The sequence below is a fragment of the Pseudomonas pudica genome (assembly GCF_015680405.1).
Taxonomy (GTDB): domain Bacteria; phylum Pseudomonadota; class Gammaproteobacteria; order Pseudomonadales; family Pseudomonadaceae; genus Aquipseudomonas; species Aquipseudomonas pudica.
On sequence record NZ_JADLJS010000007.1, the window covers coordinates 92,142 to 112,038 of the forward strand.

17 protein-coding genes are annotated in these 19,897 nt (G+C 61.4%); 9 read left to right on the forward strand and 8 right to left on the reverse strand.

The window, feature by feature from the left end; genetic code table 11:
- Positions 1 to 174: 174 nt before the first annotated feature.
- Complete coding sequence (locus tag IRZ77_RS07780) at positions 175 to 2,625, reverse strand: glycogen/starch/alpha-glucan phosphorylase (protein WP_108480221.1); 2,451 nt, start codon at positions 2,623 to 2,625, stop codon at positions 175 to 177.
- 185 nt (positions 2,626 to 2,810) lie between these two features.
- Here IRZ77_RS07780 and IRZ77_RS07785 point away from each other — a divergent pair, with 185 nt between their 5' ends.
- Entirely contained in the window at positions 2,811 to 3,215 is a 405-nt protein-coding gene (locus IRZ77_RS07785; protein ID WP_046613485.1) for a YkgJ family cysteine cluster protein, read from the forward strand.
- 12 nt (positions 3,216 to 3,227) lie between these two features.
- Here IRZ77_RS07785 and IRZ77_RS07790 read toward each other — a convergent pair whose 3' ends face one another.
- The 3 genes from IRZ77_RS07790 to thiI form a co-directional block, all read right to left on the reverse strand.
- Positions 3,228 to 4,649 carry a PhoPQ-activated pathogenicity-related family protein gene (locus IRZ77_RS07790; RefSeq protein WP_046613486.1) on the reverse strand — a complete coding sequence of 474 codons (1,422 nt, stop codon included), beginning with the start codon at positions 4,647 to 4,649 and terminating at the stop codon, positions 3,228 to 3,230.
- 185 nt (positions 4,650 to 4,834) lie between these two features.
- Positions 4,835 to 6,655, reverse strand: a complete 1,821-nt coding sequence (typA, locus tag IRZ77_RS07795; protein WP_013974573.1) for a translational GTPase TypA — start codon at positions 6,653 to 6,655, stop codon at positions 4,835 to 4,837.
- 127 nt (positions 6,656 to 6,782) lie between these two features.
- On the reverse strand, positions 6,783 to 8,237 hold the full coding sequence (gene thiI / locus IRZ77_RS07800) for a tRNA uracil 4-sulfurtransferase ThiI (RefSeq protein WP_085599850.1): 1,455 nt from the start codon (positions 8,235 to 8,237) through the stop codon (positions 6,783 to 6,785).
- Between the two features lie 491 nt (positions 8,238 to 8,728).
- Between thiI and glnA the strand changes: the two genes are divergently transcribed.
- The 5 genes from glnA (at position 8,729) to ntrC (ending at position 14,013) form a co-directional block, all read left to right on the forward strand.
- The gene (glnA, locus tag IRZ77_RS07805; RefSeq protein ID WP_015272115.1) at positions 8,729 to 10,135 is read left to right on the forward strand and encodes a type I glutamate--ammonia ligase; all 1,407 of its coding nucleotides are present in this window, start codon (positions 8,729 to 8,731) and stop codon (positions 10,133 to 10,135) included.
- A gap of 173 nt (positions 10,136 to 10,308) precedes the next feature.
- Entirely contained in the window at positions 10,309 to 11,229 is a 921-nt protein-coding gene (gene aroQ, locus IRZ77_RS26900; protein ID WP_108480222.1) for a gamma subclass chorismate mutase AroQ, read from the forward strand.
- 8 nt (positions 11,230 to 11,237) lie between these two features.
- On the forward strand, positions 11,238 to 11,498 hold the full coding sequence (locus tag IRZ77_RS07815) for a hypothetical protein (protein WP_153671376.1): 261 nt from the start codon (positions 11,238 to 11,240) through the stop codon (positions 11,496 to 11,498).
- Positions 11,495 to 12,580, forward strand: a complete 1,086-nt coding sequence (gene glnL / locus IRZ77_RS07820; RefSeq protein WP_013974577.1) for a nitrogen regulation protein NR(II) — start codon at positions 11,495 to 11,497, stop codon at positions 12,578 to 12,580. Before IRZ77_RS07815 ends, glnL begins: the two co-directional genes overlap by 4 nt.
- Entirely contained in the window at positions 12,577 to 14,013 is a 1,437-nt protein-coding gene (gene ntrC / locus IRZ77_RS07825) for a nitrogen regulation protein NR(I) (protein ID WP_046613491.1), read from the forward strand. The genes glnL and ntrC overlap by 4 nt, the downstream gene beginning before the upstream one ends.
- Positions 14,014 to 14,369: 356 nt before the next feature.
- Here the strand turns inward: ntrC and IRZ77_RS07830 are convergent, their stop codons facing one another.
- Positions 14,370 to 14,807, reverse strand: a complete 438-nt coding sequence (locus IRZ77_RS07830) for a hypothetical protein (protein ID WP_046613493.1) — start codon at positions 14,805 to 14,807, stop codon at positions 14,370 to 14,372.
- Here IRZ77_RS07830 and trmL point away from each other — a divergent pair.
- Entirely contained in the window at positions 14,806 to 15,267 is a 462-nt protein-coding gene (trmL, locus tag IRZ77_RS07835) for a tRNA (uridine(34)/cytosine(34)/5-carboxymethylaminomethyluridine(34)-2'-O)-methyltransferase TrmL (protein WP_046613495.1), read from the forward strand. The two genes, IRZ77_RS07830 and trmL, sit on opposite strands and share 2 nt — an antisense overlap.
- Before the next feature lie 162 nt (positions 15,268 to 15,429).
- On the opposite strand, the gene secB is transcribed toward trmL, so the two are convergent.
- The 3 genes from secB to IRZ77_RS07850 are packed head-to-tail and all read right to left on the reverse strand — an operon-like array spanning position 15,430 to position 16,625.
- Positions 15,430 to 15,915 carry a protein-export chaperone SecB gene (gene secB, locus IRZ77_RS07840; protein WP_013974581.1) on the reverse strand — a complete coding sequence of 162 codons (486 nt, stop codon included), beginning with the start codon at positions 15,913 to 15,915 and terminating at the stop codon, positions 15,430 to 15,432.
- A gap of 40 nt (positions 15,916 to 15,955) precedes the next feature.
- Positions 15,956 to 16,210 carry a glutaredoxin 3 gene (gene grxC / locus IRZ77_RS07845; protein ID WP_003249204.1) on the reverse strand — a complete coding sequence of 85 codons (255 nt, stop codon included), beginning with the start codon at positions 16,208 to 16,210 and terminating at the stop codon, positions 15,956 to 15,958.
- A 1-nt stretch (position 16,211) separates the two neighbouring features.
- Entirely contained in the window at positions 16,212 to 16,625 is a 414-nt protein-coding gene (locus IRZ77_RS07850; protein WP_003259887.1) for a rhodanese-like domain-containing protein, read from the reverse strand.
- 206 nt (positions 16,626 to 16,831) lie between these two features.
- On the opposite strand from IRZ77_RS07850, the gene gpmI reads away from it, so the two are divergent.
- Positions 16,832 to 18,367 (forward strand): 2,3-bisphosphoglycerate-independent phosphoglycerate mutase, encoded by a 1,536-nt coding sequence (gene gpmI / locus IRZ77_RS07855; protein WP_085602045.1) that lies wholly within the window; start codon positions 16,832 to 16,834, stop codon positions 18,365 to 18,367.
- A 229-nt stretch (positions 18,368 to 18,596) separates the two neighbouring features.
- Positions 18,597 to 19,889 carry a murein hydrolase activator EnvC family protein gene (locus IRZ77_RS07860; RefSeq protein WP_085602044.1) on the forward strand — a complete coding sequence of 431 codons (1,293 nt, stop codon included), beginning with the start codon at positions 18,597 to 18,599 and terminating at the stop codon, positions 19,887 to 19,889.
- Positions 19,890 to 19,897 lie beyond the last annotated feature (8 nt).

Consider the following 19,897-nt stretch of genomic DNA (forward strand, 5'->3'; position numbering starts at 1 on the left):
ACTCGACTTCAGCCCCTGAAGTTCAGCAAGCACCAAGCCGATGGTCGGTTGGGGCTGCTGTGCAGCCCAGCGCCGGCAAGCCAGCCCCCACCGGGCCTGCACAGGGCGCGTGGGCGACGCGGTCGAGGTAGGAGCTGGCTTGCCGGCGATGGGCCGCACAGCGGCCCCTTTTCCTCAATCCAGCGCCTTCCAGATCTCGCTGGCATACTCCCGAATGGTCCGGTCCGACGAGAACCAGCCCATCCGCGCGGTATTCAGCACCGCCATGCGCCACCATTCCTGCGGCGTGTGCCACAGCTCCTCTACCCTTCGCTGCGCATCCCAGTAGGCATCGAAATCGGCACACACCAGGAAGCGGTCATGAGCCACCAGCCCGTCGATCAGCGCGCTGTAGCGCGACGGGTCGTCCGACGAAAACACCCCGCTGCGAATGGCCTGCAGCACGTCGTTCAGGCGACTGGACGCAGCAATCGCCGCACTGGCGCCAAAGTCCCCGTCACGCCGCCTGGCCTCCACCTGCTGCGCGGTGAGGCCGAAGATGAACATGTTTTCGGTACCCACCTGCTCGCTCATCTCGACATTGGCACCATCCAGGGTGCCGATGGTCAGCGCGCCATTCAGGCCGAACTTCATGTTGCTGGTGCCGGAAGCTTCGTAACCGGCGGTGGAAATCTGCTCGGAAAGGTCCGCCGCCGGGATGATGCTCTCGGCCAGGCTGACATTGTAGTTGGGCAGGAACACCACTTTCAGCAGGCCGCGCACGGTCGGGTCGTTGTTCACCACCCGGGCGATGTCGTTGGCCAGCTTGATGATCAGCTTGGCCTGGTGATAGCTGGCCGCAGCCTTGCCGGCGAAGATTTTCACCCGCGGCACCCAGTCGGTACCGGGGTCGTTGCGCATGGCCTGGTACAGCGCCACGGTGTGCAGCAGGTTGAGCAACTGGCGCTTGTATTCGTGAATGCGCTTGACCTGCACATCGAACAGCGCTTCGGGGTTCACCGTAACGCCAAGGCGGTCCTGGATGATGCTGGCGAGGGCACGCTTGCTGTGCAGGCGCTGCGCGGCGAACTGCTTGCGGAAGCCGCTCTTGTCGGCAAACGGCACCAGATTGGCCAGGCGCCCTTCCGGGTCGTCCAGCAGTTCAGGGCCCAGCGCCTCGACCAGCATGGCGGTCAGCTGCGGGTTGGACTGGTACAGCCAGCGGCGGAAGGTAATGCCATTGGTCTTGTTGTTGATCCGTTGCGGGTAGAGCTTGTGCAGCTCGGCGAACACCGTGCTCTTCATCAGCTTGCTGTGCAGCGCCGACACACCGTTGACGCTGTGCGAACCAAGGAACGCCAGGTTGCCCATGCGCACCCGACGACCGTTGTCTTCTTCGATCAGCGACACGGCCCGCAACACGTCGAAGTCGTGCAGGCCTTTCGCCCTCAGCGCGTCGATGTGGTAGGCGTTGATCAGGTAGATGATCTGCATGTGCCGCGGCAGTATGCGTTCCATCAGCGCCACCGGCCAGGTTTCCAGGGCTTCGGGCAGCAAGGTGTGGTTGGTGTAGGCCAAGGTGCCGACGGTCAGCTCCCAGGCGGTATCCCAGGGGATTTCATGCTGGTCGACCAGCAGGCGCATCAGCTCGGCCACGGCGATCGACGGGTGGGTGTCGTTGAGCTGGATGGCCGCCGCGTCCGGCAGGTTGAGCAAGTTCTCGTGCATGTTCAGGTGGCGGCGCAGCAGGTCCTGCAACGAAGCCGAGACGAAGAAGTACTCCTGGCGCAGGCGCAGTTCCTGGCCCGCCTCGGTGCTGTCAGCCGGGTACAGCACCCGCGAGATGCTTTCAGCCCGTGCCACCTCGGCCACCGCCCCCAGGTGGTCACCGGCATTGAAACGTTCCAGGTGCAGCTCTTCCAGCGCCCGCGCACGCCACAGGCGCAGGGTATTGACGCTGGCCCCGCGCCAACCGACCACCGGAGTGTCGTAGGCCACCGCCCGCACGGTCTCGCCCGGCCACCACACCTGGCGCTGCTGGCCGTGGGTGTCGTGCACCGTTTCGACGCTGCCGCCAAAGCTGATGGGGTAGATCACCTCGGCGCGCTCGAACTCCCAGGGGTTGCCGAAGTCCAGCCAGTTCTCGGTCTGCTCCTGCTGCCAGCCATCGACCATGGCCTGGCGGAAAAGCCCGTGCTCGTAGCGGATGCCATAGCCGTGAGCGGCAATGCCCAAGGTCGACATGCTCTCCATGAAGCACGCCGCCAGGCGGCCAAGGCCGCCGTTGCCCAGCGCGGCATCGGGCTCGAGCAGGCGGATGCGCTCCAGGTCCACGTCCAGCCCTTCCAGTGCGTCACGGGCAATGTCGAGCAGCCCCAGGTTGCTCAGGCTGTCGTACAGCAAGCGGCCGATGAGGAATTCGAGGGAAAGGTAATAGACCCGCTTCTGGCTGCGGCGATAAGCCTGGCGGGTGTGGTCCATCCAGTGATCGACCATGTGATCGCGCGCGGCCAGGGCGATGGCTTCGAACCAGTCGTGGTCGAAGGCGTGCTCCGGGTCCTTGCCGACCGCGTAGGTCAGCTTGTCCAGTACAGCGGCGCGAAATTCGGCCACCTCGGCGTCACGAGCTTTGGGTTCCTGGGACATGCGGCATCCTCGGGCAAGTTGACGAAAACGGAGGGAGACTGTTGAGCCTAGACCCTTCGACAGGGAGTGACAGTTACCGTTCGCAGTTTTCATGCCTACTCTGCGATTCCGGCAAAAGGTTGTTCATAAATTGAACAATTCCGGTATGATCGCGCGCCCCAAGACCGTGATACACCACCATAACGATGAAAACGACCCTGATCGCCGCAGCCGAAGTCGACCGCCTGGAGACCTGGCAGCGCTACACCAGCAACATGTGCCATGGCTGCCATTCGACCTGCTGCACCCTGCCGGTGGAGGTGAAGATCAAGGATCTGATCCGTATCGGCGTGGTCGACGAGTTCGAGAAAGACGAACCGCCGAAGAACATCGCCAAACGCCTGCAGAAGGACGGCATCATCGAACGCTTCAACCAGAAGTCGGGAATCTTCACCCTGACCCGGATGAGCAATGATGACTGCCTGTACCTGGATCGTAAAAGCCGGCTGTGCACCATTTATGACAAGCGGCCGGATACCTGCCGCAACCACCCCAAGGTCGGGCCGCGGCCAGGTTACTGTGCTTACAAGCCAAAGGTGGCCTCGCGCTAGACCAGCCTTCCACTACCCACCAGCGGGGAAGCTCTTGCACGCACCGCCATGATCCATCGGCGGATGCTCAGGATAAGTCTGCGGCAGCACGCTGACCGGGCTGGTGGCGATGAAGCCGTCAGCAAATTTCGCTTCGATGAACTGCGCCTGCCAGCCTACAGCCGGCGCGGTGTGCCGCAGTGTGAAGCTCTGCATGGGAGCGAGCGTCTCGGACTGGTAGCGCACACCGCAGGCATAGCGGAAGTCGCGGTCATGGCTGTTGCTCGCCGTCCACAGCTTCACCGCCACGGGCGGCTCAGAGAAGCCGACGCTCATCTGCCCGGCATGGCCGCTCGCCGATACCTGCACGCTTGGCAAAGGTGTGCCATCGCGCAAGCGCGTCAGCGCAGGCACCAAGGTGCTGACAACCGCCTGACGCACTCCACCATGGTCCGAATTGGGTAGCACCCTGAGGCTGGTCTGGCCTGGCAAGCGCTGCTGATAGTCAGTGACCGGGTCAGGGGCGAAGAAATCGTCACCGCTGGCGGACACCAGGTACTTGGGAATGGCCAGACGCTGCCCTTTTTCGTTCAGGTACTGCATCGGGTCCATCATCGCCATCAGCCGCTCGAATGCCGGCGTTCCCAGCTGTTGCAGGACACCGGCCTGCTGGTAGGAACCCAGTGCCAAGGGCCAGTGACCACCATAACGCTTGCGCAATCCGGCCAGCATGTCCGAAGTATCCGCGACGTCGATCACACTGGGCACGATGGCCATTACCCGCTCATCGGCCAATGCCGTGAGCCATGCGCTCCAGCCGCGTTTGGAGGCGCCAGTGATAATGAAGCGATCAACAGTGAGCCCTTGCTTTTCCAGCTCTTGCTCGGCCAGATCCATCGCCCGGCTTGCCGCCGCGGCCATCGGCACGTGCAGTGGCAATTCCGGCGCGGCGCCGCGTAGCGCATGCGCCCAGGTATGGGCCACGGCGTCATCCTCACGCAAGGGCTTCTCGTTATCGTTGAAGGTCACGTACTGATTGGGCACATCGCTGATCATGACCACGGCCATCCGTGCCTTGAGGGCGACTTCGCGTAATGCCTCGCGGGTATAGTCAGGAGTTTGCGCCGGCCCGAACCGCACACCGTTGTTCACAACCAGCAAGGCTTTGCCGGGCACGGCATTGTGTGGGATATGCAGCTCGACATCATGCTCCCAGCGGTGCGGCTCAACCACCGGGGCTGGCTCCCACACCTGGGAGACCATCTGCAAGCGACGGAACTCATAGCCAGGCTCGGAGGCTTGCTCTAGCAATACGGCTTCCAAGGGTGCCTGACGCACCTTGCCAATATGACACTGGACGACATCTTGCGGACGCGGGTTGGCACAGTCCTGCACGGCACAAGCCTGCAAGCCAGCCATCAGGCAAGGGATGGCCAACGCTAAACGATAATTCATGTGCATGCTTCCTGCTTCAAGAAAGCACTTCACGCTAGGCCTCACAACAAGCGCACACAAGTCGCAAAAGGCCGTGAAAGATGCAACCTACATCCGCTTGAGATATCCCCTACAAAAACCCGATAAACAAAAACGCCCCCGACCTTTCGACCGGGGGCGTTCTCGTTTCAGCTCAAGCTAGACGATCAAGCCTTGGCTTTCTTGGCAGCGCGGGTACGCTCGCCTTCGTCCAGGATCTTCTTGCGCAGGCGGATCGACTTCGGAGTCACTTCGCACAGCTCGTCGTCCTGGATGAATTCCAGGGCCTGTTCCAGGGTGTGGCGAACCGGCGGTACCAGGGCGATGACTTCGTCTTTGCCCGAAGCACGCATGTTGTCGAGCTTCTTGCCCTTGGTCGGGTTCACGCCCAGGTCGTTGTCACGGCTGTTCAGACCGATGATCTGACCGTTGTAGATGTCCTGGCCGTGCTCGATGAACAGCTTGCCGCGAGCCTGCAGGGTTTCCAGCGAGTAGGTCAGCGCCTTGCCGGTCTCGATCGAAACCAGTACACCGTTCAGGCGGCCGGACATCTGGCCGGCTTTCATGGTGTCGTAGCGATCGAAGATCGAGGTCAGGATGCCGGCACCGTTGGTCAGGGTCAGGAACTGGTTACGGAAACCGATCAGGCCACGAGCAGGCACGTTGTACTCCAGACGTACACGGCCCTTGCCATCCGGCGCCATGTTGGTCAGGTCGCCCTTACGCAAGCCCATTTCTTCCATGACCTTGCCCTGAGATTCTTCAGGGATGTCGATGGTGACGTTCTCGAACGGCTCCTGCTTCACGCCGTTGACTTCGCGAATGATCACTTCAGGGCGGCCTACAGCCATCTCGAAGCCTTCACGACGCATGGTTTCGATCAGAACCGACAGGTGCAGCTCACCACGGCCGGAAACCTTGAACTTGTCAGCCGAGTCGCCTTCTTCAACGCGCAGTGCAACGTTGTACAGCAGTTCTTTGTCCAGACGTTCCTTGATGTTGCGGCTGGTGACGAACTTGCCTTCCTTGCCACAGAACGGCGAGTCGTTGACCTGGAAGGTCATCGAAACGGTCGGCTCGTCAACGGTCAGTGGCTTCATCGCCTCGACGTGGTTCATGTCGCACAGGGTGTCGGAGATGAACAGCTCGTCGAAACCGCTGATGCAGACGATGTCGCCAGCCTGGGCTTCCTCAACGTCGACGCGGTGCAGGCCGTGGTGGCCCATCAGCTTGAGGATACGGCCGTTACGCTTCTTGCCTTCGGTGTCGATGGCAACAACCGGGGTGTTCGGCTTGATACGGCCACGGGCGATACGGCCAACGCCGATAACACCGAGGAAGCTGTTGTAGTCCAGAGCGGAGATCTGCATCTGGAACGGGCCATCGACGTCAACGTTCGGCGCAGGTACGTTGTCGACGATCGACTGGTACAGCGGGGTCATGTCTTCGGCCATGTCGGTGTGGTCCAGACCGGCGATGCCGTTCAGGGCCGAAGCGTAGACAACCTGGAAGTCCAGCTGATCATCGGTGGCACCGAGGTTGTCGAACAGGTCGAAGATCTGGTCCAGAACCCAGTCAGGACGCGCGCCAGGGCGGTCAACCTTGTTGATCACGACGATTGGCTTCAGGCCAGCTTCGAAAGCCTTCTTGGTCACGAAGCGGGTTTGCGGCATCGGGCCGTCCTGGGCATCGACCAGCAGCAGCACGGAGTCGACCATCGACATTACACGCTCAACCTCGCCACCGAAGTCGGCGTGGCCGGGGGTGTCGACGATGTTGATGTGGTAGCCGTTCCAGTTGATGGCGGTGTTTTTCGCCAGGATGGTAATGCCGCGCTCTTTTTCCTGGTCGTTGGAGTCCATCACGCGCTCGTCGTTGAGCTCGTTACGCTCCAGGGTGCCGGACTGGCGCAGGAGTTTGTCTACCAGGGTGGTTTTACCATGGTCAACGTGGGCGATGATGGCGATGTTACGCAGATTTTCGATCACAACTGTATCTCGATCAGAGGATTCGGTTGCCGCCAGTGTAGGCGGCGAATATGTACGGTTTGAGGCTCAGCGGGCCCGATGGTCGGGAGGGCGATGGCGGATGCTGCCGCCATACAGCCCTGGCGTCTTATGCCGGACGATAAACACGCACATTGGCATGTCCCTCACTGAGCAGGTGGTGTGCGTGCAGACGGCTCATCACACCTTTGTCGCAATACAGCAAGTACTGACGGTTGGCATCCAAATGCTTGAACTTGCTGTTGATGGCATAGAACGGCATGGCCTGGACTTCGATACCGTCGAGCACCAGAGGTTCGTCTTCCTGGGCATCGGGGTGACGAATGTCGATGACGATCTGGCCGGGCAGCGCCTCGGTCACTTCCTCGATTTCGATGTCCTTGCCCAGTTCATCGATCACATGGTCGATGGATATCAGCCGGGCGCGTTCCAGTGCGCGCTCCAGCACGGCCATGTCGAACTGCTTCTCTTCATGCTCCATGCGGTGGCGCTTGGCGTGGGTGGTCGGATTTACCGAGATCACGCCGCAGTATTCTGGCATGTGCTTGGCGAAGTCGGCAGTGCCGATCGCGTAGGCCTGATCGATGATGTCCTGCTTGTGGCTGGCCAGCAGCGGGCGCAGCACCAGCTTGTCGGTGGCCGAGTCGATGATCGACAGGTTCGGCAGGGTCTGGCTGGACACTTGGGAAATCGCCTCGCCAGTGACCAGAGCGTCGATCTCCAGGCGGTCGGCCATGTGCGCGGCACCGCGCAGCATCATGCGCTTCAGGGTCACACCCATGTAGCTGTTGTCGACCTTGTTGAGGATCTCGCCGACCACTTCCTCGAACGGCACGCTGATGAACAGCACGCGCTGGCTGCTGCCGAACTTCTTCCACAAGTAGTGGGCTACTTCCATAACGCCCAGCTCGTGGGCACGGCCGCCGAGGTTGAAGAAACAGAAGTGGGTCATCAGGCCACGGCGCATCATCTGGTAGGCCGCCACGGTGGAGTCGAAACCGCCGGACATCAGCACCAGAGTCTGCTCCAGGGCGCCCAGCGGGTAGCCGCCGATGCCTTGGTGCTGGTTGTGGATCACGTACAGACGCTGGTCGCGAATTTCGATGCGCACCAGCACTTCCGGGTTCTTCAGCTCGATGCCGGCGGCGCCGCACTGCTGGCGCAGCTGGCTGCCGACGTAACGGTCGACGTCCATCGAGGTGAAGTCGTGGTGGCCGCCGCGCTTGCAGCGCACGGCGAAATGCTTGCCGGCCAGCAGGTGGCCGAAGTGCTGCTTGCACTTGGCGACGATGTCATCGAAGTCGCCGAGCGGGTATTCCTCTACCTGCAGGAAGTGGGTGATACCGGGGGTGCAGGTCAGGCGCTCGATCATTTCGCGCTGGACTTTCTCGTCTTCGACGCGGGTGACCACTTCGAGATTGTCCCAGACACCATCGACCACGAGCTCAGGGTCGAGGTCCTTGAGCACGTTGCGGATGTTCTTGCCGAGCTGGCGGATGAAGCGCTTGCGCACCGGCCGGCTCTTGATGGTGATTTCTGGGAAGACTTTGACGATAAGTTTCATTGGTTAACAGCGCGCGCAGGGCCTGCCGAAAATGAGGGGCGCGAATTATAGCGGAAATTGCTCAGGATTTGACCAACTTTTGATCAGAAGCTTTCAGATAAATGCAGGAAGCGGGTTTTGCCCTGCCTGCTCCGGCCCTTTCGCGGGCTCGCCCACTCCCACAGGGACCGCACACATTTCCAAGGTTGTGCTATCCCCTGTGGGAGCGGGCGAGCCCGCGATGAGGCCCTCAAAGAAAGCACACAACTCAAGCAATGCACGCTATTGGTGCACTGCTACCAAAATTCGCATCTTAAGAGTGCATTTTTAACCGCCAACCCTACGCCAAATGCCCGCAAACGCCCCCTTTTATCCCGCCCTCGCCATTTTCGGGCACTGGCATGCAATTTGCTCCCTTGTGAGGCAGGTAAGCTTGGCCGACTATCCGCGCCCGGCAACACCCTTTTTCCAGGGCAGCGGCCCACCGCGCTCTAGACCATCCGGAGGACAACATGTCGAAGTCGGTTCAACTCATCAAAGATCATGACGTCAAGTGGATTGATCTGCGTTTCACGGACACCAAAGGCACTCAGCACCACGTGACCATGCCGGCGCGTGATGCACTGGAAGACGACTTCTTCGAAGTCGGCAAGATGTTCGACGGTTCCTCCATCGCTGGCTGGAAAGGCATCGAAGCTTCCGACATGATCCTGATGCCGGTCGACGAAACTGCCGTACTGGACCCGTTCACCGAAGAGCCGACCCTGATCATCACCTGCGACATCGTCGACCCCTCGAGCATGCAGGGCTACGATCGCGACCCTCGCGCCATCGCCAAGCGCGCCGAAGAGTACCTGAAGAGCACCGGCATCGGTGACACCGTATTCGCAGGCCCGGAGCCAGAGTTCTTCATCTTCGACGAAGTGAAGTTCCAGTCGGATATTTCCGGTTCGATGTTCAAGATCTTCTCCGAGCAAGGCTCGTGGATGACCGGCGCTGACGTGGAAGGCGGCAACAAAGGCCACCGTCCAGGCGTGAAAGGCGGCTACTTCCCGGTTCCGCCGTTCGACCACGACCACGAAATCCGTACCGCCATGTGCAACGCCCTGGAAGAAATGGGCCAGACCGTCGAAGTTCACCACCACGAAGTGGCGACTGCCGGCCAGAACGAAATCGGCGTCAAGTTCAACACGCTGGTGAAGAAGGCTGACGAAGTACAGGCGCTGAAGTACGTCGTGCACAACGTTGCCGACGCCTACGGCCGCACCGCCACCTTCATGCCTAAGCCACTGTACGGCGACAACGGCTCGGGCATGCACGTGCACATGTCGATCTGGAAAGACGGCAAGAACACCTTCTCGGGTGAAGGCTATGCCGGCCTGTCCGACACCGCCCTGTACTTCATCGGCGGTATCATCAAGCACGGTAAGGCCCTGAACGGCTTCACCAACCCATCGACCAACTCCTACAAGCGTCTGGTTCCAGGCTTCGAAGCCCCGGTAATGCTGGCCTACTCGGCTCGCAACCGTTCTGCCTCGATCCGTATTCCTTACGTCGGCAGCCCGAAAGCCCGCCGTATCGAAGCTCGCTTCCCGGACCCATCGGCCAACCCGTACCTGGCCTTCGCCGCCCTGCTGATGGCTGGCCTGGACGGTATCCAGAACAAGATCCACCCAGGCGATGCTGCCGACAAGAACCTGTACGACCTGCCGCCTGAAGAGGCCAAGGACATCCCGCAGGTTTGCGGCAGCCTGAAAGAAGCTCTGGAAGAGCTGGACAAGGGCCGTGCGTTCCTGACCAAGGGCGGCGTGTTCTCCGACGACTTCATCGATGCCTTCATCGAGCTGAAGAGCGAAGAAGAAATCAAGGTCCGCACCTTCGTTCACCCGCTGGAATACGAGCTGTACTACAGCTGCTGATCTGATCGGCGCCTCGCGCCGATGACATGATCACGAACGGCCTCCTTCGGGAGGCCGTTTTCGTTTCCGTGGCTGCGTCCTCGATTTCATACAGAACCGGCAGATGCCGCTGACATTTCGCCGCCCCCTCAGCACGCACGGTAGGCGTCCCTTCAGTCAACGGACATCACGCCATGCGCAAACTTCTACCCATGATGATTACCGTATCCGTCCTCCTCATCGGCTGTGGTAGCAATGCCACCGCGCCAGGCCAGGCAACGTCGCAGGTGCTTCACCGCGCCACCGGCAGTTGGGACGGTACCGCCTATGGCAATTACCCCGAAGGGCGACCAGTGCTGTCGCTGGTGAAAGTCAGCATTCCCGCCCACACCACACTTGGCTGGCACTGTCACCAGGCGCTTAATCTAGGTTATCTGACCGAGGGCAGACTTGAGGTGGAAACCCGCGACGGCAAGCGCACAAGCCTGGTTGCAGGCCAGACGCTGGCCGAACTTCAAGGGGAAGTGCACCGCGGGCACACCACTGGGCAGCCCGCCACTGTCATGGTGTTCCACGCTAGCAATGAAGACCTGCCGTTTTCAACGCCAGAAGCCGAATGCCTACCGCTTGACGCGACAAGCGAAAACGCCTTTGACACCCTGATCGATGCTATCGAGAAGCGCCTGGCCACTGCCGAGTCTATTGCCTTGTACAAGTGGGACAATGGCAAGGCTGTGCAGGACACCGAGAGGGAGCAGCAAGTCCAGGCCAGGGTTCGCAACAGCGCATGGCGCCATCAGCTACCAGCCGAGCGAGCTACGCGCTTTTTTGCAGACCAGATCGAAGCACACAAAATGATGCAATACGCCCTGCTTGAGCGCTGGCAGCGTCGAGGCGCCGCACCGGATGCACATCGTCGCGATCTGACAAGCGAGCTACGACCCGAACTGGACAGATTGCAAGCCGAACTGCTGCACTCCCTCGCTGCCTTCGACAAAGAACGAAGGGCGGACTGTGCTCGGCAGCTGGCAACCAAGCTCCGCAAACGGCCTCAACCCATTGCCCTCAAGCAGGCGATGATTCGTGCCTCGAGCAAACTGTGCGATAAAACCTGAAACCACCTATGCTCCATATTGGTGCATTCCAGGAGCTGACGCCCCCGAATGCACCCCAAAAGCGATCACGTGAACCGTTTAATCAGTTCATTCTGGTGCGGTTTTTCCCGTTTCCAGGGCTTTATCGGCAAATTCCGCTTCTTTTCGGAGCCTTGGTTTGTTTTTTGCATTTTTTGCCAAAAGACTGGAATCAGCGGATCCACCGCGCGCCCGACCATGGCCGCGCCCATGCCCGACACGCGCCAAAAGAGGTCGACGACGCCCTATGACCATCAGCGATGCCCAGCACCGTCTGCTTCTGGACAACCTGACCACCGCCACGCTGCTGCTCAACGCCGAGCTGCGCCTGGAGTACATGAACCCGGCCGCGGAAATGCTTCTGGCAGTGAGTGGCCAGCGCAGCCATGGGCAGTTCATCAGCGAACTGTTCACCGAGTCGACCGAGGCGCTCAGCTCGCTGCGCCAGGCGGTCGAACAGGCGCACCCGTTCACCAAGCGCGAAGCGCAACTCACCTCGCTGACAGGGCAGACCATCACCGTAGACTACGCGGTAACGCCGATTCTGCACCAGGGCCAGACCCTGCTGCTGCTCGAGGTGCACCCGCGTGACCGGCTGCTGCGCATCACCAAGGAAGAGGCCCAGCTGAGCAAGCAGGAAACAACAAAGATGCTGGTGCGCGGCCTGGCCCACGAAATCAAGAACCCCCTCGGCGGCATCCGCGGCGCAGCCCAGCTGCTGGCCCGCGAGCTGCCTGAAGAAGGCCTGCGCGATTACACCAACGTGATCATCGAGGAAGCCGACCGCCTGCGTAACCTGGTCGACCGCATGCTCGGCTCGAACAAGTTGCCGTCGCTGGCCATGACCAACATCCACGAAGTGCTTGAGCGGGTCTGCAGCCTGGTAGAGGCCGAAAGCCAGGGTTGCATCACTTTGGTGCGCGATTATGACCCCAGCCTGCCTGATGTACTGGTCGACCGCGAGCAGATGATCCAGGCCGTACTCAACATCGTGCGCAATGCCATGCAGGCGATCAGCTCGCAGAACGAACTGCGCCTGGGCCGCATCACCCTGCGCAGCCGTGCCCTGCGCCAGTTCACCATCGGCCATGTGCGCCATCGCCTGGTGGCGCGGGTGGAGATCATCGACAACGGCCCGGGCATCCCGCCGGAACTGCAGGACACCCTCTTCTATCCCATGGTCAGCGGTCGCCCGGACGGTACCGGGCTGGGCCTGGCCATTACCCAGAACATCATCAGCCAGCACCAGGGCCTGATCGAGTGTGAAAGCCATGCAGGCCACACCGCATTCTCGATCTACCTGCCCCTGGAACAAGGAGCCACCGCCTCATGAGCCGAAGTGAAACCGTATGGATCGTCGACGATGATCGCTCCATCCGCTGGGTCCTGGAAAAAGCCCTGCAACAGGAAGGCATGACCACCCAGAGCTTCGATAGCGCCGATGGCGTGATGGGCCGCCTGGCACGTCAGCAACCGGACGTGATCATTTCCGACATCCGCATGCCGGGCACCAGCGGCCTCGACCTGCTGGCACAGATCCGTGAGCAGCACCCACGCCTGCCGGTCATCATCATGACCGCCCACTCCGACCTGGACAGCGCCGTTGCGTCGTACCAGGGCGGTGCCTTCGAGTACCTGCCCAAACCATTCGATGTGGACGAGGCGGTCTCGCTGGTCAAGCGCGCCAACCAACACGCCCAGGAGCAACAAGGGCTGGATGTGCCGCAGAGCCTGGCGCGCACGCCGGAAATCATCGGTGAAGCACCGGCAATGCAGGAGGTGTTCCGCGCCATCGGCCGCCTCAGCCACTCCAACATCACCGTGCTGATCAACGGTGAGTCCGGTACCGGCAAGGAGCTGGTGGCCCACGCCCTGCACCGCCACAGCCCGCGCGCGGCCTCACCATTCATTGCCCTGAACATGGCAGCCATCCCCAAGGACCTGATGGAGTCCGAGCTGTTCGGTCATGAAAAGGGCGCTTTCACCGGCGCCGCCAACCTGCGCCGGGGCCGCTTCGAGCAGGCCGACGGCGGCACCCTGTTCCTCGACGAAATCGGCGACATGCCTGCCGACACCCAGACCCGCCTGCTGCGGGTATTGGCCGATGGCGAGTTCTATCGCGTGGGCGGCCACGTACCGGTCAAGGTCGACGTGCGCATCATCGCCGCCACCCACCAGAACTTGGAGTCGCTGGTACAGGCCGGCAAGTTCCGCGAGGACCTGTTCCACCGCCTGAACGTGATTCGCATCCACATTCCACGGCTGGCCGACCGCCGCGAGGATATCCCCGCCCTCGCCCGCCACTTCCTCGCCCGCGCCGCCCAGGAACTGGCGGTCGAACCGAAGATCCTCAAGCCGGAAACCGAGGAGTTCATCCGCAACCTGCCATGGCCCGGCAACGTGCGACAGATGGAGAACACTTGCCGCTGGATAACCGTGATGGCTTCCAGCCGCGAAGTGCTGATCGGCGACCTGCCGCCAGAGCTGCTGAACCTGCCACAGGACGCCGCCCCGGTAACCAACTGGGAGCAGGCCCTGCGCCAGTGGGCCGACCAGGCGCTGGCACGTGGGCAAACCAGCCTGCTGGACAGCGCAGTGCCGAGCTTCGAGCGGATCATGATCGAGACGGCGCTCAAGCACACCGCTGGCCGTCGGCGCGATGCGGCACTGTTGCTGGGTTGGGGGCGCAATACCCTGACCCGCAAGATCAAGGAGCTGGGGATGAATGTGGCGGGTGGCGATGATGAGGAAGGTGATGACCACTGAGTTCCGGTAAACCCATTGATCCTCGGGGCCGCTTTGCGGCCCCGAACATTTCAGCCCTTCGATGCACCGATCCTGTGCCCGATGCACCTCACTAAGGCACAAACCCCCTCAAAAAACGGCCAATTCACCCTGAAACCCAATATTCATGGGCGTTTAAAAATTGGCACGCCACCTGCAATGGACAGTACATACCCAGTTTCGGGGGCCCTGGTACAGGCAGGCCGGGTGAACCCCTCTTTTATTCGCAACATCGCCAGTTTTGGGGACCTCGGTACAGGCAGGCCGGGCCATCCCCCCTTTATACGCAGTACCCCTTTCGGGGACCCTGGTACAGGCAGGCCGGGATATCCCCTCTTTTATTCGTGCAGTTTCACCTGCAAACGCCAGCGCCCAGCGTCCTCTGCACCGGCCCACTCGCCGTGCAGAGGGCGCGCGGCCACCACCGTCAACAACAGACCTTCCTTGCTATTCTGCACCCGCCAGCTCACAGGCTTGCCCTGCAGGCTCAGTTGCCCTTGCCGGGCCGTGCCCTGGGCCTGGAACAACAGTGCTACCGTACCGTCCACATTCTCACCATGCAGCTGGGGTTCTTCGTTGAACCACAGCTCCAGGCCATCCTGCACTACCTCCACCTGCTGCAGCTCGCGCTCTTCGGGCGTGGTCAGGCGGCCGATCATCAGCCCCACCATCAAGCCGACGATCGCCAGCGACAGCATCACCCGCGGGAACGCCTTCGAACGCACGTCCGGTTCAGGGGTAGAATGCTCGTCATCTTCACGCTTGGAGCCGTGCATGTTTCACGTCATCCTTTTTCAACCAGAAATTCCGCCGAATACCGGCAATATCATTCGCCTGTGCGCCAACAGTGGCTGCGACCTGCACCTGATCGAGCCCATCAGCTTCGAACTGGATGACAAGCGCCTGCGGCGCGCGGGGTTGGACTACCACGAGTATGCCACGCTCAAGCGCCACGAGAGCCTGGCCGGATGCCTGGAAAGCCTGGGCAATCCACGGCTGTTTGCCTTCACCACCAAGGGCTCGCATCCCTTCCACGAAGTGGCCTACCAGCCGGGTGATGCCTTCCTGTTCGGGCCAGAAAGCCGTGGTTTGCCGACCGAAGTACTGGACAGCCTGCCGGCCGAACAACGTCTGCGCCTGCCAATGCGGCCGGGGTGCCGTAGCCTGAACCTGTCCAATACCGTGGCTGTAACGGTGTATGAGGCGTGGCGGCAGAATGGGTTTTCCGGCAGTTGATACACTGCCTGCACTGGCCTTATCGCCGGCAAGCCAGCTCCCACAGGGACCGCACCGGCCTTGAAACCTGTCAGTAACTGTGGGAGCCGGCTTGCCGGCGATAGGGCGGGAACAGGCCAACAAAAAAAGGCGACCGAAGTCGCCCTTTTTCAAACGCAGCTATTACTGCACAGTCGGCGCTTCGCCAGCTTCCTGCATGCGCTGCATTTCCTGCGCGTACAGGGCGTCGAAGTTGACCGGCGACAGCATCAGGGCCGGGAACGAACCGCGGGTCACCAGGCTGTCCAGGGTCTCGCGGGCGTACGGGAACAGAATATTCGGGCAGAACGCACCCAGGGTGTGGCTCATCGAAGCCGCATCCAGGTTCTTGATCAGGAAGATACCGGCCTGCTGCACTTCAGCGATAAAGGCCACTTCGTCACCGTTCTTGACGGTAACCGACAGGGTCAGCACCACCTCGTGGAAGTCGCCTTCCAGGGCTTTCTGCTTGGTGTTCAGATCCAGGGCAACGCTCGGTTCCCAGGTCTGACGGAAGATCTGCGGGCTTTTCGGGGCCTCGAACGACAGATCGCGCACATAGATGCGCTGCATGGAGAACTGAGGGCTGTTGTCTTCTGCAGCAGCGCCGTTGGTCTGTTGGTCAGTCATGGCAGATCCTTATCCTAATGTTTTTGAATGCAGTGCAAATTCAGGCCGCCAGCAGCGCGTCGAGCTTGCCGGCGCGCTCCAGGGCATAAAGGTCATCGCATCCACCGACGTGAGTGCTGCCGATCCAGATCTGCGGCACCGATGTACGACCGGCCTTCTGGCTCATTTCGGCACGAACCTGTGGCTTGCCGTCGACCTTGATTTCCTCGAAGGCCACGCCCTTGCTCTCGAGCAGGTACTTGGCGCGCATGCAGTAGGGGCAGTAGTCGCTGGAATAGACGATGACGGGCTTCATATCACTTCACCAGGGGGAGGTTATCGGCTTTCCAGCTGGAAACGCCACCGCTCAGCTTGGCGGCGTTGTAACCAGCCTTGAGCAATTCGCGGCAGATGGTGCCGGACTGCTGGCCCATCGAGTCGACGACGATCAGGGTCTTCTCTTTGTGCTTGTCCAGCTCGCTCATGCGGTTGACCAGCTTGTCCTGCGGGATGTTCACCGCACCGACGATGTGACCGGCGGAGTATTCCTTGGTCGGGCGGATATCGATGACCAGGGCTTTCTCGGCGTTGACCAGAGCAGTCAGCTGGCCGTTGCTCAGGCTCTGGCCACCACGACGGATTTCGTTGACCAGCAATGCGACCAGCAAAACAACGAAGATCGCCACCAGGATGTAGTGGTTTGTCGCAAATTGAATCAGGTTAGCAACCATCTGGGGTGTTCCACGCGATTGAAAATGCCGGCCAGTATACACAGCCCCTTATTGCCACCAAAGCCCGACGGGCCGGCCGGAAAGGTACCTTCATGTTGCCACATTGGCCACGCTGGTCAGGGAACAGGACGAATATTCGCCGCCAGTGGCGCATTTGCCCTAAAATGCGTGTCTTTATCATCTTTGAACAACCGTGAGTTTGATTGATGACGAGTACGCCCAAACCCCTGGTCCTGATCATCCTGGATGGCTTCGGCCACAGCGAAAGCCCCGAATACAACGCCATCTATGCCGCCAACACACCGGTCTATGACCGCCTGCGCGCCAGCCAGCCGCATGGCCTCATTTCCGGCTCGGGCATGGATGTCGGCCTGCCGGACGGGCAGATGGGCAACTCCGAAGTCGGTCACATGAACCTCGGCGCCGGCCGCGTGGTGTACCAGGATTTCACCCGGGTGACCAAGGCCATCCGCGACGGCGAGTTCTTCGAAAACCCGGTACTGACCGGCGCCGTGGACAAGGCAGCCAGTGCTGGCAAGGCCGTGCATATCCTCGGTCTGCTGTCCGATGGCGGCGTACACAGCCACCAGGACCACCTGGTGGCCATGGCCGAACTGGCCGCGCAGCGCGGTGCGCAGAAAATCTACCTGCACGCCTTCCTCGACGGCCGCGACACTCCGCCACGCAGCGCGCAGTCGTCCATCGAACTGCTCGACACCACCTTCGCCAAACTGGGCAAGGGCCGCATCGCCAGCCTGATCGGCCGCTACTACGCCATGGACCGAGACAACCGCTGGGACCGCGTCAGCGCCGCCTACAACCTGATCGTCGACAGTGCTGCCGAATACACTGCCGACACCGCACTGGCCGGCCTGGAAGCAGCCTACGCCCGCGACGAGAGCGACGAGTTCGTCAAGGCCACGCGCATCGGTGAAGCAGTCAGGGTCGAAGATGGCGACGCGGTAATCTTCATGAACTTCCGCGCCGACCGCGCCCGCGAACTGTCGCGCGTGTTCGTCGAAGCCGACTTCAACGAATTCCCGCGTGCCCGCCTGCCAAAACTGGCCGCCTACATCGGCCTGACCCAGTACTCGGCGAAAATCCCGGCACCTGCCGCCTTCGCCCCGGCCAGCCTGAACAACGTGCTGGGCGAGTACCTGGCGAAAAACGGCAAGACCCAGCTGCGCATCGCCGAGACCGAGAAGTACGCCCACGTCACCTTCTTCTTCTCTGGTGGCCGCGAAGAGCCGTTCGAAGGCGAAGAGCGCATCCTGATCCCGTCGCCGAAGGTCGCCACGTACGACCTGCAGCCGGAAATGAGCGCACCGGAAGTTACCGACCGCATCGTCGAGGCCATCGAGCAGCAGCGTTATGACGTGATCGTGGTCAACTACGCCAACGGCGACATGGTCGGCCATACCGGCGTGTTCGAAGCTGCGGTGAAGGCCGTCGAGGCCCTGGATGGCTGCGTCGGGCGCATTGTCGAGGCGCTGGACAAGGTCGGTGGCGAAGCGCTGATCACCGCCGACCACGGCAATGTCGAGCAGATGGAAGACGAGTGCACCGGCCAGGCGCACACTGCGCACACTACCGAGCCGGTGCCGTTCATCTATGTCGGCAAACGCAACGTCAAAGTGCGTGACGGCGGCGTGCTGGCCGATGTGGCGCCGACAATGCTGAAGCTGCTGGGGCTGGAAAAGCCGGTGGAAATGACCGGCACCTCCATCCTGGTCGACGCCTGATTCTGTGTATCGGGGCCGCTCTACGGCCCATTCGCAGCACAAGGCTGCTCCTACAAAGGGCTCGCGCAATGCCTGCAGGTGCAGCCTTGTGCTGCGAATTGACTACACGGCAGCCCCGATAACACATGAATTCCAGACAAACGCCCCTCTGCACCCGCAGCGAGGCGTTTTTTTTGCCCGCCCGCGCGGGCATACTAGGCCAGTCTCCATCCTTGGTACGCCAAACCCCATGCTTCGCGCCCTGATCCTCCTAGCCCTGTCTTGCCTGCTCAGCCCGGCCTTTGCCGATGAGCGTGCGCAGACCCAGCAGCAACTGGACGCCACCCGCCAGGACATTGCCGAGCTCAAGAAGACGCTGAGCAAGCTCCAGGAAGAAAAGGCCGGCGTGCAAAAGGACCTCAAAGCCACCGAGACCGATATCGGCAACCTCGAAAAGCAGGTGGAGGCCCTGCAGCAAGAACTAAAAAAGACCGAGGGCGAGCTGGAGCGCCTTGATACCGAGAAAAAAAAACTCCAGAGCGCCCGCGTTGAACAACAGCGACTGATCGCCATCCAGGCCCGTTCGGCCTACCAGAATGGCCGCGAGGAATACCTCAAGCTTCTGCTCAACCAGCAGAACCCCGAGAAGTTCGCCCGCACCCTGACCTACTACGACTACCTGAGCAAGGCGCGCCTGGAGCAACTGCGCACCTTCAACGAGACCCTGCGCCAACTGGCCAACGTCGAACAGGAAATCGCTACCCAGCAGCAACAGCTGCTGGCCCAGCGCGCCGACCTCGACAGCCGCCGCCAGGCCCTGGAAACCGAGCGCGGCAAGCGCCAGCAGGTTCTGGCCAAGCTCAACAGCGACATGAAGGACCGCGACCAGAAGCTGCAATCGCGTGAACAGGATCAGGCCGACCTGTCCAAAGTTCTCAAGACCATCGAAGAAACCCTCGCCCGCCAGGCCCGCGAGGCCGAAGAAGCGCGCAAGAAGGCCTTGCTGGCCCAGCAGGAAGCGGAAAAACGCCGCCAGCAGGAAGCCCTGGCCGCCGCTGCCGCCCGCGAACCGGTGGAGCCACCGAAAAAGGCCCGTACAACCCTGGGCCCGATGGTTTCCAGCGACGGGGCGAGCTACGGCGGCGCATTTTCTGCCGCACGGGGAAAACTTCCATGGCCAGTCAATGGTCGATTGCTGGCACGTTTCGGTGATGCCCGCGGCAGCGATGCCCGTGCCAAGTGGGACGGGGTGATGATCAGCGCCAACCCGGGCACCCAGGTACGTGCCGTGCACGGCGGGCGTGTGGTGTTCGCCGACTGGTTGCGCGGTGCCGGGCTTCTGGTCATTCTCGACCATGGCAACGGTTACCTGAGCCTGTACGGCCATAACCAGAGCCTGCTCAAGAGCGCCGGTGATATCGTCAAGGCCGGCGAGGCCATTTCCACCGTTGGCGACAGCGGCGGCCAGGACGCTGCCGGCTTGTACTTCGCCATCCGCCAGCAGGGCCGGCCTACCGACCCTTCGCAGTGGTGCCGGGGCTAGTCAAATTT